This window comes from Streptomyces sp. PT12 (assembly GCF_003311645.1).
In the GTDB taxonomy this organism is placed as follows: Bacteria; Actinomycetota; Actinomycetes; order Streptomycetales; family Streptomycetaceae; genus Streptomyces.
This window is the reverse complement of record NZ_QEST01000142.1, coordinates 45,642-59,846: the sequence shown is the minus strand read 5'-3', so window position 1 is coordinate 59,846 and position 14,205 is coordinate 45,642. Positions and strand designations below refer to the sequence as shown.

Sequence of the window (14,205 nt, the reverse complement as noted above, 5' to 3'; positions counted from 1 at the left end):
CGGCGTGGAGGGCGGGCGCTAGGGTCCCCCTCCATGACCGCTTCCACCAGCGCGCACCCCCGATTCGCCGCCGCCCTCGCGGAACGAGGGCTCGACGGCGTGGAGATACGCGCCTTCTCCGAGGCGACCCGTACCGCGGCACAGGCGGCCCAGGCGCTCGGGTGCAAGCTTAATCAAATAGTAAAGTCGCTGGTGTTCGAGGCAGATAAGGAACCGATTCTGGTCCTGATGAACGGCGCGTCCCGGGTGGACACCGAGTTGGTCCGCGGCGAGCTCGGCGCCGCCCGCGTCCGCCGCGCAGACGCCGACACCGTGCGCGCGGTCACCGGGTACGCGATCGGCGGCGTGCCGCCGTTCGGCCAGGTCACCGCCCTGCGCGCCCTGGCCGACCGCGGGCTGCTGGCCCACGACACGGTGTGGGCCGCCGCTGGCACCGCCCACACCGTCTTCCCGCTCCCCCCTGCCACCCTGATCGCCCACGCCGGGGCCGTCATCGCGGACGTGGCCGAACACGGGGAGTGACCCGGGAGCGCGGGGAAAACCGGATGCCCCGGCTCCCCGCGGGCGGGCATCATCGTCCCTCGTGGATCCCTCTGCCTCCGGCGCGTCCGGCCTGCGCGTCTACCGCCAAGTCTTCGCCGTACCGGGGGCCAGGGGCTTCATCGCGGCCAGCATGATCGGCCGCCTGCCCATGGCGACGCTCTCCCTGAGCATCGTGCTGCTGGTGACCCATGTCACCGACAGCTATGCCACCGCGGGCGCCATCGCCTCGGGCGGGGCGCTCTGCTACGCGCTCGTCGTACCCCGACTCGGCTATCTCATCGACCGCTTCGGCCAGCGCCCGGTGCTGCGCCCGCTGGCCGTCGGATTCGGCGCCGCGGGAACGCTGTTCGTCCTCGCCGCCCAGCTCGACGCCCCGGTGTGGGCGCTGTTCGCCGCGGGTGCGGCGTTCGGCGCGCTGATGCCGCCGCTCAGCGCACTCGTGCGCGCGCGATGGAGCCATCTCGCGGGCCGTGACCCCAGCGGGACGCTGCTGACGACGTCCTACTCGTTCGAGTCGGTCGCCGACGAGATGATCTTCGTCGTCGGCCCGCTCCTGGTCACGGGGCTCGTGCTGATCCACCCGGTGTGGGGCGTCGCGACCGTCACCGTCTTCGGCGTGCTCGGCAGCCTGCTGCTCGCCGCCCAGCGCGGGACCGAGCCCCCGGTGCTCCCGGTGCGGGGCACCGGCGCCCGCGCCATGGCCGTGCCTGGCCTGCGGCTGATGTGCGGGGTGTACGTGTGCACCGCGGCGATGTTCGCGGGCTGGGAGGTGAGCACGCTGGCGTTCATCGAGGAGTTCGGCTCGCCGTGGCAGGTCGGCGCCGTCATGGCCACCTACGCGCTCGGCAGCGCCGTGGGCGGCCTGTGGTACGGCGCGCGCGAGTGGTCGATGCCGCTGGACCGCCGCTTCCTGCTCGCCATCGCCGCCGTGGTGCTGGGCGTCGGCCCGCTGTGGGCCATGCCGGGCGTGGGCTGGCTGTGGACCTACTCGTTCTTCTCGGGGCTGCTGATCGCGCCCACCATCATCGCCGGGTACAGCCTGGTCAGGCAGGGCGTGCCCGCCGAGTCGCTGACCGAGGGGATGGCCTGGCTCTCCACCGCGGTGGGCCTCGGCAGGGCACTCGGGGTGCTGGCGGCCGGTCTCGTGATCGAGGCCCACGGGGCGCGCTTGGGCTACGCGTTCACGCTGGCGTGCGGCTGGGGCGCGCTGGTCATCGGCGCCCTCGGAAGGCGCCTGCTGCGGGAGTTCGCCGCCCCCCGGCTCGACCGCGCCGCCTGAACGACCGCGCCGCCTGAACGACCGGCGGCGCGCGGCCCGTTCGGCCCTCGCGTTGAACCCTCGGCGTTCAGACCTTCGTGCCGTCGAGCGGCAGATCCGCCCACACCACATGCCCCGGCTCGGCCTCCCTTGGCCGCACGCCCCACACCGTCGCCAGGGCGCACACGAGCAGCAGGCCCCGGCCGCCCTCCTCGTCCTCCCCCGCCTGGCGCGGCGCGTGCCGCGGGCCCATCCCGTCGCTCGCGACGGCGACCCTGAGCAGCGGCCCCAGGATCCGCAGCTCGCAGCCGACGCTCTCGCTCTCGGTGTGCCGCAGCGCGTTGGTGACCAGCTCGGAGATCACCAGCTGGGCGTTGTCACACGCTTCGACGGGCGCGCGCCACTGCCTCAGCTGCCGACGCGTGAGGCGACGCGCCTCCGCGGCCGATGTGTCCACGGCGGGCAGCCTGAACCGCAGATGCCCGTGCGTCAGCACGGCGGACGCGGGCCGCGTCATGGGCTGAGCGTGCGAGGAGGAAGCCACGACACCACTGTGCTGGGTGGCCGTCTCATCCGGCAAGAGCCAACCTGCAAATTGCAGAATCACCGATGCAGTCTGTCGCGGCCGCTGACGGCATGACAGACTCCTTGGAAAAAGCGGCGGTCGAGGGGGTGACGGTGGCAGGAGGACAGGTGAGCGGCGCGGCCACCGTCCTGCGGCTCGTCCTGGGGCGGCGTCTCCAGGACCTGAGGGACGCCGCCGGGATCTCCTTCGAGGAGGCCGGCAGGGCCCTCGATGTGACACATGCCACGATCCGGCGGATGGAGAAGGCCCAAGTCGGGCTCAAGGTGCCCTATGTGGAGAAGCTTCTCCGCGTCTACGGGGTCACCGACCCGCAGGAGGTCGACGCCTTCCTCGACCTCGTCCGCGAGGCCAACAGGCCCGGCTGGTGGCACCGTTACCGCGACGTCCTGCCCGAGTGGTTCTCCGCGTTCGTCAGCCTTGAGGCCGAGGCCGACCAGATCCGCGCGTACGAGCCGCACTACGTCCCCGGGCTCCTCCAGACCGAGGCATACGCCGCCAGCGTCCTGCGCGCCGGGATGCCGCACGCGCACGCGAACGAGATCGACAGGCTCGTGGCGCTGCGCCTCGCCCGCCAGGAGCTGCTGGCCCGCAAGCAGCCGCCGCTGCTCTGGGTCGTGCTCGACGAGACCGTGCTCCGCAGGCCCATCGGCCGCCCCGGCGTGATGCGCGCGCAGATCACCCACCTGATCGACTCCGTGGCGTCGGCGCCGCACGTCAGACTCCAGATCATGCCGTTCTCCGCCGGGCTGCACCCGGCGATGTACGGGCCGTTCCACCTCTTCCGCTTCCCGCTCGCCGAGCTCTCCGACGTCGTTTGCGCGGAGAACCTCGTCGGCGCCGCCTACTTCGACCAGCGTGACGACGTGTCGGCCTTCAGGGAGGCACTGGACCGCATGTGCGCGCAGGCCGCGCCCGTACACCGCACCGAGGCAATCCTCAGTGGGATTCGTAAGGAGATCTGAGCCATGGATCGCGTCTACAACGGCATGCCCGCTACGCAGTTGGGCGTGGAGGGCTGGCGGAAGCCCTGGAGCGGGGGGAACGGCGGCAGCTGCATCGAGGCGATGCGGCTGCACGACGGCAGGGTGGCGCTCCGCCAGTCGACGGACCCCGACGGGCCCGCGTTGATCTGCACGGTCCACGAGATCCAGCACTTCATCCAGGGGGTCAAGTCGGGCGAGGCGGACTTCCTTCTCGCCAGGTCAGGGGGGACCGGCACGGTGCCCGTCCACGGGGGGACGGACACCGTGCCGGTAGGTCACGGGCACAGAGACGGAGCAGGGTGTGAGTGAAGAGGGCTTCTCGGCCGAGCAGATCGACACGAGCAGGGCGCACCCGGCGCGGATGTACGACTACTACCTCGGCGGTCAGGACAACTACGAGGTGGACCGGGTGGCGGCCGAGCGCGTCATCGAGCTGCTCCCCGACATCAGGCTCGCCGCCCGGGAGAACCGAAGCTTCATGCACCGGGCGACCCAGGCCATCACCCGGCGCGGGATACGCCAGATCATCGACGTCGGCACGGGCATACCCACGTCGCCGAACACCCATGAGATCGCCCGCGCCGTCGACCCCGACGTGCGCGTCGCCTATGTCGACAACGACCCGATCGTCAGCACCTACGCGGGCGCCAAGCTCGTCAACGACGGGAGCGCCGCGTTCGCCCTCGCCGACCTGCGCGACCCCAAGGCCGTCATCGAGCACCCGGCGATCGCCGACCTGATCGACTTCGAGCAGCCCACGGCCCTCCTGCTGGTCGCGATCCTGCACTTCATCGATGACTCCGCCGACCCCAAGGGCCTGGTCAAGGCGCTCACCGAGCCGCTGGCGCCCGGCAGTTGCCTCGTGCTCAGCCATGGCACCCGTGACCTGCACCCGCCCGAGCGGCTTGCCGCCGTCGGCGAGGTCTACCGCGGCTCCACCTCGACGCTGGCGCTGCGGAGCAGGGCGGAGATCCTGTCGTTCTTCGACGGCTTCGACCTGATCGACCCGCCGGGGCTGGTGCAGCCGCCGTTCTGGGCGCCCGAGGCGCCGGTGCCCGACGACCCGATGCTGCGCGGCCTCGGCTTCTACTGCGCGGTTGGCGTCAAGCGCTGAGGAACGCTCGCCGTTCGGGCGGCCGGGGGGCCGCCCGAACGGCGTCCCTCAGGCCCCCGCCCCTCCCGTCACCTCGGAGAACGCAAGCGAGAAGCGGGCCGGGGCGGCGATCAGGTGGTACTGGGGCAGCGGGCCGGGGCCGCAAGACTGGCTGCCGATGCCGTGCTGGGCGTGGTCGAGGGTGAGCCACACCGTGTCGCCCGGCACCAGGTCGGGCGTGTGCTCGGCGGCGTGCAGCTCCGCGCTCGTCCAGCGGCGCGCGGTGAGCCAGAACGGCTCGGGATCCGCCGTCACCCGCAGGCCGTGGCCGTCGTCGGTGCGCAGCTCGGCCCAGCGGACGTCCGCGCGGGCGCCGTTCTCCTGCGGCCGGACATAGGGCGTCTGCATGGCGTCGACGGGCAGCTCGTAGCGGCCGAGCGCGGCGGCCGCGCGGGTGTCGGGGTAAGCCTCGCCAGGGCCGCCGCCGAACCAGCGGGCGAGCCTGTGGGCGGCGGGCAGCCCGAGCAGCAGGCCCAGGCGTGGCAGTGGGCAGGGCCAGTCGCCCTGGGGGGTGACGGTGACGGTCAGCCGCAGCTCGTCCTCGGCCGCCGTCCACCGGTAGTCGGTGAGCAGCCCCAGATCGGTCGCGGCCGGGGCGACCCTGGTGCGCACGGTGAGCGCGTCGCCTTCGGCGTCCACGGCGTCGACGCGGTGGCGCATCCGGTGCAGGCCGATCTCCTGCCAGCGCAGGCCGTGCCGCGCGTCGGACTGCCAGGACGCGCCCAGGTCGTTGTCGGTCGGCGCGCGCCACACGTCGAGGCGCGGCGGCGCGTCGATGGCCAGGCCGCCGAGCCGGGTGAGGGCGCCGGTCGAGGGGTCGAAGACGCCGGGGCCGAGCGCGATGCCCTCGTCGGCGCGCGCGGGAGCGACGAGCGCCCCCGTGCCGCGCCGGCGCTCGGGCGGCGTCGCCGTGCCGGGGACCTGGAGCTGTCCCCAGGCGACGAGGTGGCCCTCGGCGGCCCAGGGCAGGGTGCGGGCCAGCGTCGCGCGCACGGTCCACACCGCCTCCCCCGGCAGGTCGCTCGCGGGGCGCTCGGGGAGCGCGAGCTCGGCGGACGCGCCGGGCGCGAGCGCCGGCACCTTCAACTCCCCCTCGGCGACGCGTTCGCCGTCGATCTCATAGGTCCAGGTGAACGCGAGGTGGGAGAGATCGGCGAAGTCGTGTCCGTTGGTGAGGGCGACGGTGCCGAGCTCCGGGTCGCCGGTGATGTGCACCGGCTCGATGACCTTCTTGTACTCGACGAGTCCGGGGGAGGGCGTGCGATCGGGGAAGAGGAGGCCGTCGCACACGAAGTTGCCGTCGTGCAGCTCTTCTCCGAAGTCGCCGCCGTAGGCGAAGTAGGGCCGCCCGTCCTCGGTGCGCTTGGGCAGGCCATGGTCGATCCACTCCCACACGAAGCCCCCCTGGAGGCGTTCATGGGTCTCGAACAGCCGCTGGTACTCGCTCAGTCCGCCGGGTCCGTTGCCCATGGCGTGGGCGTACTCGCACAGGATGAACGGGAGCGCGCGCCGGCGCGCGTCCGCCTCGGGGTCGGGCAGCGGGTCCTCGGCGCGCCGCCCGATCAGCTCGACCTCCTCGTGCGAGGCGTACATGCGCGAGTAGAAGTCGCTGTCGGGGCACGCGCGGTCGTTCTCGTAGTGCACGGCGCGCGAGGGGTCGCGTTCGCGGATCCAGCGCGCCATGGCGGAGAGGCCAGGGCCTGAGCCGCACTCGTTGCCCAGGGACCAGATGACGACCGAGGGGTGGTTCTTGTCGCGTTCGACCATACGCCGGGCGCGGTCGAGCAGGGCGGGGGTGAAGCGGTCGTCGGCCACGGGGTTGCCGCGCCAGTCCTCCAGCTCGCAGAAGCCGTGGGTCTCCAGGTCGCACTCGTCGATGACCCACAGGCCCAGCTCGTCGCACAGGTCGAGGAAGGCGGGGTGCGGGGGGTAGTGGCTGGTGCGGACGGCGTTGATGTTGTGCTGCTTCATCAGGAGGATGTCGCGCCGCATGGTGTCCAGGTCCAGGGCGCGGCCGGTCTCGGGGTGGAACTCGTGGCGGTTGACGCCGCGAAAGAGGATGCGGCGGCCGTTGGCCTTGAACAGGCCGTCCTCGAGGGTGAGGGTGCGGAAGCCGACGCGCAGGGGGATGCGTTCGCCCTCGGTGGCCAGCTCGGCCTGGTAGAGGCGGGGGGTTTCGGCCGTCCAGGGCTCGACGGGCAGGGTGCGTTCCTCGCCGGTGGGCAGGTCGAGGCCGAGCTCGGGGACGGTGATCCGGCCGCCCGGCACGCAGTCCACGCGCAGGGTGCCCTGGCCCGTGGTGTGGTCGTATCCGGCGTGGACGGTGAAGTCGGCGGGGGAGTGCTCGGGGCGGTGCAGGAGGGTGACGTCGCGGAAGATGCCGGGCAGCCACCACATGTCCTGGTCCTCGAGGTAGCTGCCCGCGGACCACTGGTGGACGCGGACGGCCAGGACGTTGCCCTCGCGGCGCAGCAGGTCGCCGACGGCGAACTCGTGGGGCAGGCGGCTGCCTTGGAACGTGCCGAGCTCGCGGCCGTTGAGCCAGACGCGGGCGCAGGACTCCACGCCGTCGAAGCGCAGGACCGCCTCGCCGTCGGTGGGCCAGCGCTCGGGCAGGTCGAAGACGTGGCGGTGGTCGCCCGTGGGGTTCTCGGCGGGGACGCGGGGCGGGTCGATGGGGAAGGGGTAGCGGACGTTGGTGTAGGCGGGGGCGCCGTGCCCCTGGAGGACCCAGTGGCCAGGGACGGTGACCTCCTGCCAGTCCGCGGTGTCGGCCTCGTCCTGGACGAAGGCGGTGTCGGCGCCCTCGGCGGTGGCGGACAGGCGGAAGGCCCAGGGGCCGCCGAGGGAGAGCCGTGCGGCGTCGGAAGTGGCGTACCAGGCGCGGGCGGGCAGCGTCCCGCTGCCGGGGGACGGGTCCTCGTAGTAGGGGAGCCGGGCGTCCTCGGGCCGGGTGTCCATGGATCTCCTCTGGCGTGCGGGAGCGAGCGGGGGCTTCCGTGATGTTGATATCTGTGCCCCGTTGTTTGATCACGCTAGATCGGTCCGCGGCTTCGGACAACCCCTTCTGAAAGCCGAGGGCGCGACCGGGGAGGCCGATACCTCGCCCGCGCCCCGTCGTTCTCGTTCATGAATCCGTAACGTCCTTGGCATGGACATAACTTGCCTGGGGTAAGGCGCCCTTGCACCACCAGTCCCCCCAACCCCAACGGGAGATTCCATGAAGCTGCGCCGCTCCCTGGCGTTGGCCGCCACCGCGGCCTTCGCCATCGGCGTGTCAGCCCTCGGCCCCGCGTCGGCAACGGCCCAGGAGGCCGCCGCCGTCGAGTATGTGGCCCTGGGCGACTCCTACTCCTCCGGCGTCGGTGCCGGAAGCTACGACGAGGCCAGCGGCGACTGCCGCCGCAGCACCGTCGCCTACCCGGAGCTGTGGGCCGCCGCGAACGCCCCCACGTCGTTCGCCTTTCCCGCCTGCTCCGGCGCGACCACCGCCGACGTCCTCGACAGCCAGCTCGGGTCGCTCGACGCGGCGACCACCCTCGTCAGCATCAGCATCGGCGGCAACGACGCCGGGTTCGCCGACGTGATGACGACCTGTGTCCTCCAGGGCACCGACGCGTGCCTGTCCGCGGTGGGCACCGCCACGTCGTTCATCAACGCCGACCTGCCGGGACGGCTCGACGCCGTGTACGGCGCGATCAGCGGCGGCGCCCCCAACGCCCAGGTGGTCGTGCTCGGTTACCCGCGCATCTACCAGCTGGACGGCGACTGCGCGTTCGGCATCAGCGAGGAGTCGCGGGCCGCCATCAACAGCGCCGCGGACGCGCTGCACGAGGTCACCAGCGCGGCGGCGGCCGGTCACGGCTTCGCGTACGGCGACGTGCGGCCCGCGTTCACCGGGCACGAGATCTGCTCGGGCGACGAGTGGCTCAACAGCACGACGCTGCCGGTCGTCGACTCGTACCACCCCAACGCCGCCGGGCAGTCGGGCGGTTACTACGCGGTGATGGAGTCACTGGCCTGACCTCGCGTCAGTCCGGCGGCTCCTGAACATCAGATGGGCCCGCCGTCGGCCCTGCCGCCCGCGCCGCGGCCAGGGCCGCGGCGGGGTCCGCCTCCCCGGGACCCGCGGGCCACCAGCGCCCGCCGTCCCTGGTGAACGGCCACCACAGCCCTTCCGCCCCGCAGCGCAGCTGCACCCCCTCGCCCACGACCGTCCAGCGGTTGCCCCTGGCCCGCAGGGCCGGGCGCGCGTCGGCGGCCGCCCAGGCGCCGGTCAGCTGCGCCAGGGCGCGCGCCGACGCGGGCGCTGCCTCCTCGTCGAGCGCGGCGAGCCCCGCCCTGCCGCCCACCTCCCACGCGCGCACCGCCGTCGCGAACTCCCGTGCCCCGCGCCCCCGGGCGCGCGCCAGGCGCGCCGCGATCCCGTCCGGTGGCCGCCCCGTCGCCACCATCCTGACCGCGTCATCGGCCTCGGTCAGCGGCGCGGGCGGCGGCGTGCTCGCATGGCGCGGGGCCAGCGCCTCGGCCAGCATCCGCGCGGCCCGCCGCGCGGCGTCCGCCACCAGGAACTCGAGCGCCTCGACGTCGAGTCCGGGCGCGGGCGGGATGCCGCCGCGCAGCGCGGGCCCGGCGCCCGGCTCGGCGACCAGCGGCGGGGGAGGCGGCAACGGCGGCGCCGCGCGCCGCCCGTACACCTCGGCCGCCGGCTCGCCAGCCGGTGCCTGCGCGGGCGTGCGAGCGGGCGCGTGGGCGGGTGTGCGAGCGGGCGCGTGGGCCTCTTCCGCGCGCGCCGCGCTGCGCCGTTGCAACTCCTCGGTCAACTCCCGCTCCCCGCGTCCCCGCAGGAGCAGCAGCAGAAACGGGTCGGCGTCGAGCAGCCGTGCCACGTGGTAGCACACGGCCGCCGTGTGCGCGCAGTGGTCCCACTCGCCGCACTCGCACTCGGGGTCGAGGTCGCCCACCCCGGGCAGCAGGTCGACGCCCGCGAGCTCCGCGTCCTCCACGAGCCGCGGCGGCATCTCCCGGTCGAGCAGCGCGGCGATGTGCCCGGCCTCCGCGCTCGCACCGTCGAGCAGCCGGTCCCACTCGGCGGCCGCAAGGCGCCGCAGCAGCACATCCGCGCGCAGCCGGGTGCCGTCCGCGTGCCGCACCACGGCGGTCAGCCGCCCGGGGCGCACCGAGACGGCGCCCACCGCGCCCGCCCTCGCGTGCCTGCGGCCCTGTCTGAGCCGTTCGCCGTCGAGCGCGCTGTCCTCGAGGGCCTTGAGCCAGCTCCTCCCCCACCATGTGGTGGCGAACCCACGCCCGCGCGCGGGCGGCAGGGCCTCGAAGACCAGCTCGTCCGGGGCGTTCCCGCCGGTCGTCGCGCTCATCGCTCGCTCCCCAGGCGCTCGGCCCCGCGCAGCGTCACGAGATCGGCCAGCTCGGCGTCGGACAGCTCGGTGAAGGCGGACTCGCCCGAGCCCAGCACGGCGTCGGCGAGGGCACGCTTCTTCTCAAGAAGCGTTGCGATCCGGTCCTCGATCGTGCCCTCGGCGATTAGCCGATGGACCTGAACGGGCCGGTCCTGACCGATGCGATACGCGCGGTCGGTCGCCTGGGCCTCGACCGCGGGGTTCCACCAGCGGTCGAAGTGGATCACATGCTCGGCGCGGGTGAGGTTGAGCCCGGTGCCCGCCGCCTTGAGCGACAGCAGGAACACCGGCACCTCCCCGGCCGAGAACGCCCTGACCATCTTGTCGCGCCGCGCCACCGGCGTCCCGCCGTGCAGCAGCAGCGTGGCGACGCCGCGGTCGGCCAGGTGCGTCTCGAGCAGCCGCGCCATCCGCACATACTGCGTGAACACCAGCACGCTCGCGCCCTCCGCCAGGATCGCGTCGAGCAGCTCGTCGAACAGCTCGAGCTTGCCCGAACGGCCGCCCAGCCGCGGCCCCTTGCCCTCCACGCCCCGCTTCCCCGGCGCCGGGTGCTCCTCCTTGAGGTACTGCGCCGGGTGGTTGCAGACCTGCTTGAGCGACGTGAGGAGCCCGAGCACCAGCCCGCGGCGCGCGACCCCGTCCGCCTCGGCGACGGCGGCCAGGCCCTCGCGCACCACGGCCTCGTAGAGCCCCGCCTGCTCCACGGTGAGCGCGACCGCCCGGTCCGTCTCGGTCTTGGGCGGCAGCTCGGGCGCGATGCCGGGGTCGGACTTGCGGCGGCGCAGCAGGAACGGGCGGATCAGCCGGGACAGCCGCTCGGCCGCCGCGGGGTCGGTGCCGCCCTCGACGGCGTCGGCCCAGCGCGCGCGGAAGTCGGGAAGGCGGCCGAGCAGCCCTGGCGTGGTCCAGTCCAGGACGGACCACAGCTCCGAGAGGTTGTTCTCGACGGGGGTGCCCGTGAGCGCCACGCGCGCCCTGCCGGGGATGGTCCGCAGCTGCCTCGCGGTGGCGGAGAACGGATTCTTCACGTGCTGCGCCTCGTCGGCGACCACCAGGCCCCAGTCGGCCGCCGAGGCCAGCAGGGCGGCGTCGCGGCGCATCGTTCCGTAGGTGGTCAGCACGAACTCGCCATCGGCGAGACCGGCCAGGTCCCGCGCCGCGCCGTGGTGGCGGCGCACGGGGGCGCCGGGCGCGAACGCCCCGATCTCGCGCTGCCAGTTGCCGAGCAGCGAGGCGGGGCAGACCACGAGCGTCGGCCCCGCGGTGGCGGGCGTGGCCTGCCGGTGCAGGTGGAGCGCGATCAGGGTGATGGTCTTGCCCAGGCCCATGTCGTCCGCGAGGCAGCCGCCGAGGCCAAGGGAGGCCATGCGGTGCAGCCAGGTGAGGCCGCGCAGCTGGTAGTCGCGCAGCGTGGCGTTCAACGCGGCTGGCTGGGCGACCGGTTCGGGCTCGGGCGCCTCGGGGTCGGCCAGCCGGTCCCGCAGCGCGCGCAGCCAGCCCGTCGTGGTGACCTCGACGCGCTCGCCCCCGACCTCGGCGGCGCCGGTGAGGGCGGCCCCGAGCGCGTCGAGCGCCGTCAGCTTGCCGTCCTGCCGGTCGAGGGCGCGGCGCACCTCCTCGGGCGCCACCAGGACCCACTGGTCGCGCAGCCTGACGACGGGCCGCCCGGCCTCGGCGATCCGGTCGAGGTCCGCGCGGCTCAGCTCGGCGCCGCCGAGCGCGAAGCGCCAGTTGAAGGCGAGCAGCGCGCCGGGGGAGAGCAGCGGGGGCAGCGCGGACCCCGGCCGTTCCGCCCGCCGTTCGTCGCCGCCGACCTCGGCACGCGCGCTCAGGCCGCGAACCAGCTCCTTGGGCCAGTGCACCGCGACGCCCGCCGCGTCGAGCGCACCGGAGGCCCGGGCTCCGAGCAGCTCGCCGATCTCCTCGTCGGCCAGCTCGACCGCGCCGGGGACGGCGGCGGAGAGCAGGGGCGTCAGCGGCTCCCACGCCGCCGCCGCGCGGCGCAGCGCCAGCAGCGCGTCGCCGCGGGCGCGCGGCCCGAAGGCGTCCGCCGCTGGCGAGCCGCCCGACCACACGTCGGCGGCGTCGGCGATGACGGCGGGGTCGCCGAGGCTGTGCAGCTGGACCACCGCGCGGAACGCCGGGGCGGGGCCGCCGAGCCCTCCGACCTCGACGCGCAGCGAGACCCTGACCCCCGCGTCGTGCCCCGCGGCCACCGCCTCGGCCCAGGGCCGCTGGTGCGGCAGCCGCCGCGGCGCCCTCGCGGCGAACGCGGGGCCGCCGGCGGCGAGCGCGGCGGCCGGGGAGCGCGGCAGCCCGTCGGCGACGGCGTCGAGGAACGCGCGCAGCAGCGCCTCGGCGGCCGGAAGCAGCGGCCCGCCGTCCTCGCCAGGCTCGGGCAGGGGAACGGCCCTGGCGTGCGGGGGCATGGCGTCCGCGAGGGCGCGCAGCCGCTCGGCGTCGGCGGCGTCCAGGGGGCCGAGCCGCCATGCGTCGTGGTCGTCCGCGCTGAGCCCCGGCAGGAGCCGTCCGCGCGCGGCGAGTTGGAGGGCGAGCACGGCGGCGGCGCCCCAGTGGGCCGAGGCGGCGTCGGCGCCCGAGGCGCGGGCGCGCGTCAGCATGGGCAGCGCCTCGGCCACGGGGAGGGCGACGGCGGGCACGGTCCGCGTGACGACGGGGCGGGCGGGGGCGCGATGGCCGTCGGGGTCGTCCGGGGTGCCAGGGCTGTCCGGGGCACCGGGGTCGGGGAGCGCGACGGTGAGCTCCTCGTTGGGCTCCTCGCCCGGCACGGGCGGTGCGCCGTCGGGCCGCCAGAAGGCGACGCGGGAGGCGCGTGGCGGGTCGGCCGGGAGGAAGACCGCGGCGCAGCCGGTGAGGGCGGCGAGGCGGGCGGGGGCGTTCGGGCTCGTGGGCACGGCTCTGACGCACTCCTCAAACTTGACTAGCCGGGGCGGCGCCCGAGGCTACCTCAGGAGGGGGGCGTTCCGGAAATGATGGTGAGGAAGTGGGGCCAAAGGGCATATTTTTAGGGGGGCTGAGTACACCCCCAAGTCGGGTGCTGCGGCCATGGCGCCGCCAGGGGCGCGCTGTCTAGGTTTCAAGGGACGGATCCACCGACCCACCCGGAGAGAAAATGCCCCAGGCTTCAGCCGATGTCGCCGTTACCGCTCCGCCGCGTCAACGGGACAAGCCCTTGGACGAATTCTCCCCGCTTCTGCGGGAGATAAAGGGGCAATCCCTCCTTCACCGGCGCTTTGGCTGGTACACGGCGGGTATCGCGCTCAACTCCGTGGTGCTCGCCGCGCTCGTGGTCGGGATCCTGCTGGTCGGCGACTCGTGGTGGAACCTCCTGCTGGCTGTTCCGCTGGCGCTGTTCTCGACGCGCACCGCGTTCTTCGGCCACGACGCAGGCCACTCCCAGATCGCCTCGACGCGGCGCACGAACCGCCTGCTCGGCCTGTGGCACGGCAATCTTCTGCTCGGCATGAGTTCCGCCTGGTGGAACGACAAGCACAACCGGCACCACGCCAACCCCAACCACGTCGACAAGGACCCCGACGTCGGCGAGGGCGTCCTGGTCTGGACGCAGATGCAGGCCGAGAAGCGCGAGGGCATCAACCGCTGGCTCACCCGCAACCAGGCGTGGCTGTTCTTCCCGCTGCTGCTCCTGGAGGGCTTCGCGCTGAAGGTCGCCAGCTTCCGCATGGTCTTCTCCCGCGAGGGCTGGGAGCGCCAGGGTCGCGCCCGCGCCACGGAGATCACGCTGCTCGCCGTGAACCTCGTCGCGTACATCACGCTGCTCGCCGTCGCCATGTCGCCCGGCAAGGCCGTGCTGTTCGCGCTGATCCACCACATGCTCTTCGGGCTGCACCTCGGCTGCGTCTTCGCGCCCAACCACAAGGGCATGGAGATGCCCGACCCGGACGCCGAGCAGCGCTGGGGCCACCTGCGGCGCCAGGTCCTCACGTCGCGCAACGTCCGCGGCGGCCTCGTCACCGACTGGATGATGGGCGGGCTCAACTACCAGATCGAGCACCACCTCTTCCCCAACATGCCGCGCCCGAACCTGCGGCTGGCCCGGCCCACCGTCCAGCGCTACTGCCAGGAGAACGGCCTGTCCTACGCCGAGACCGGGCTCATCGACTCCTACCGCCAGGCGCTGCGCCACATGCACGACGTGGGCGAGCCGCTGCGGTAGGACTGAGGCGCGCGGCGGGGGGGGGCGTCGTCGGGGCGTCGTCGGGGCGGCGTCGGGAGTGAAC

General features: G+C 73.9%; 10 protein-coding genes and 1 pseudogene. 7 read left to right on the top strand and 4 right to left on the bottom strand.

Features of this window, described 5'->3' with window-relative positions; translation table 11 throughout:
* Nucleotides 1-33: 33 nt before the first annotated feature.
* The gene (locus tag DEH69_RS16545; protein WP_113687759.1) at nt 34-522 is read left to right on the top strand and encodes a YbaK/EbsC family protein; all 489 of its coding nucleotides are present in this window, start codon (nt 34-36) and stop codon (nt 520-522) included.
* A 61-nt stretch (nt 523-583) separates the two neighbouring features.
* The gene (locus tag DEH69_RS16540; protein ID WP_147255629.1) at nt 584-1,822 is read left to right on the top strand and encodes an MFS transporter; all 1,239 of its coding nucleotides are present in this window, start codon (nt 584-586) and stop codon (nt 1,820-1,822) included.
* Between the two features lie 67 nt (nt 1,823-1,889).
* Here DEH69_RS16540 and DEH69_RS16535 read toward each other — a convergent pair whose 3' ends face one another.
* A complete protein-coding gene (locus DEH69_RS16535; protein WP_113687757.1) occupies nt 1,890-2,318 on the bottom strand; it encodes an ATP-binding protein in 429 nt (142 codons plus the stop codon).
* 176 nt (nt 2,319-2,494) lie between these two features.
* Here DEH69_RS16535 and DEH69_RS16530 point away from each other — a divergent pair, with 176 nt between their 5' ends.
* The 3 genes and pseudogenes from DEH69_RS16530 (at nt 2,495) to DEH69_RS16520 (ending at nt 4,484) form a co-directional block, all read left to right on the top strand.
* Entirely contained in the window at nt 2,495-3,349 is an 855-nt protein-coding gene (locus tag DEH69_RS16530; protein ID WP_258534716.1) for a helix-turn-helix transcriptional regulator, read from the top strand.
* Between the two features lie 3 nt (nt 3,350-3,352).
* Nucleotides 3,353-3,586, top strand: a pseudogene (locus tag DEH69_RS16525) (DUF397 domain-containing protein); the annotation flags it as partial.
* A gap of 85 nt (nt 3,587-3,671) precedes the next feature.
* A complete protein-coding gene (locus tag DEH69_RS16520) occupies nt 3,672-4,484 on the top strand; it encodes an SAM-dependent methyltransferase (protein ID WP_258534715.1) in 813 nt (270 codons plus the stop codon).
* A 48-nt stretch (nt 4,485-4,532) separates the two neighbouring features.
* Here DEH69_RS16520 and DEH69_RS16515 read toward each other — a convergent pair whose 3' ends face one another.
* Nucleotides 4,533-7,484 (bottom strand): glycoside hydrolase family 2 TIM barrel-domain containing protein, encoded by a 2,952-nt coding sequence (locus tag DEH69_RS16515; protein ID WP_113687755.1) that lies wholly within the window; start codon nt 7,482-7,484, stop codon nt 4,533-4,535.
* A 259-nt stretch (nt 7,485-7,743) separates the two neighbouring features.
* On the opposite strand from DEH69_RS16515, the gene DEH69_RS16510 reads away from it, so the two are divergent.
* On the top strand, nt 7,744-8,547 hold the full coding sequence (locus DEH69_RS16510; protein WP_113687754.1) for an SGNH/GDSL hydrolase family protein: 804 nt from the start codon (nt 7,744-7,746) through the stop codon (nt 8,545-8,547).
* A 7-nt stretch (nt 8,548-8,554) separates the two neighbouring features.
* On the opposite strand, the gene DEH69_RS16505 is transcribed toward DEH69_RS16510, so the two are convergent.
* Together DEH69_RS16505 and DEH69_RS16500 are read right to left on the bottom strand one after the other, a co-directional pair.
* Complete coding sequence (locus tag DEH69_RS16505; RefSeq protein WP_113687753.1) at nt 8,555-9,898, bottom strand: SWF or SNF family helicase; 1,344 nt, start codon at nt 9,896-9,898, stop codon at nt 8,555-8,557.
* Nucleotides 9,895-12,858 (bottom strand): DEAD/DEAH box helicase, encoded by a 2,964-nt coding sequence (locus DEH69_RS16500; protein ID WP_113687752.1) that lies wholly within the window; start codon nt 12,856-12,858, stop codon nt 9,895-9,897. The genes DEH69_RS16505 and DEH69_RS16500 overlap by 4 nt, the downstream gene beginning before the upstream one ends.
* Nucleotides 12,859-13,076: 218 nt before the next feature.
* Here DEH69_RS16500 and DEH69_RS16495 point away from each other — a divergent pair, with 218 nt between their 5' ends.
* Entirely contained in the window at nt 13,077-14,141 is a 1,065-nt protein-coding gene (locus DEH69_RS16495) for an acyl-CoA desaturase (RefSeq protein ID WP_113687751.1), read from the top strand.
* Nucleotides 14,142-14,205: the final 64 nt, after the last annotated feature.

Coding starts and splice junctions, on each gene's coding strand:
- DEH69_RS16495 (WP_113687751.1), top strand. CDS start 13,077: ATGCCCCAGGCTTCAGCCGATGTCGCCGTTACCGCTCCGCCGCGTCAA.
- DEH69_RS16535 (WP_113687757.1), bottom strand. CDS start 2,318: ATGACGCGGCCCGCGTCCGCCGTGCTGACGCACGGGCATCTGCGGTTC.
- DEH69_RS16505 (WP_113687753.1), bottom strand. CDS start 9,898: ATGAGCGCGACGACCGGCGGGAACGCCCCGGACGAGCTGGTCTTCGAG.
- DEH69_RS16510 (WP_113687754.1), top strand. CDS start 7,744: ATGAAGCTGCGCCGCTCCCTGGCGTTGGCCGCCACCGCGGCCTTCGCC.
- DEH69_RS16545 (WP_113687759.1), top strand. CDS start 34: ATGACCGCTTCCACCAGCGCGCACCCCCGATTCGCCGCCGCCCTCGCG.
- DEH69_RS16515 (WP_113687755.1), bottom strand. CDS start 7,484: ATGGACACCCGGCCCGAGGACGCCCGGCTCCCCTACTACGAGGACCCG.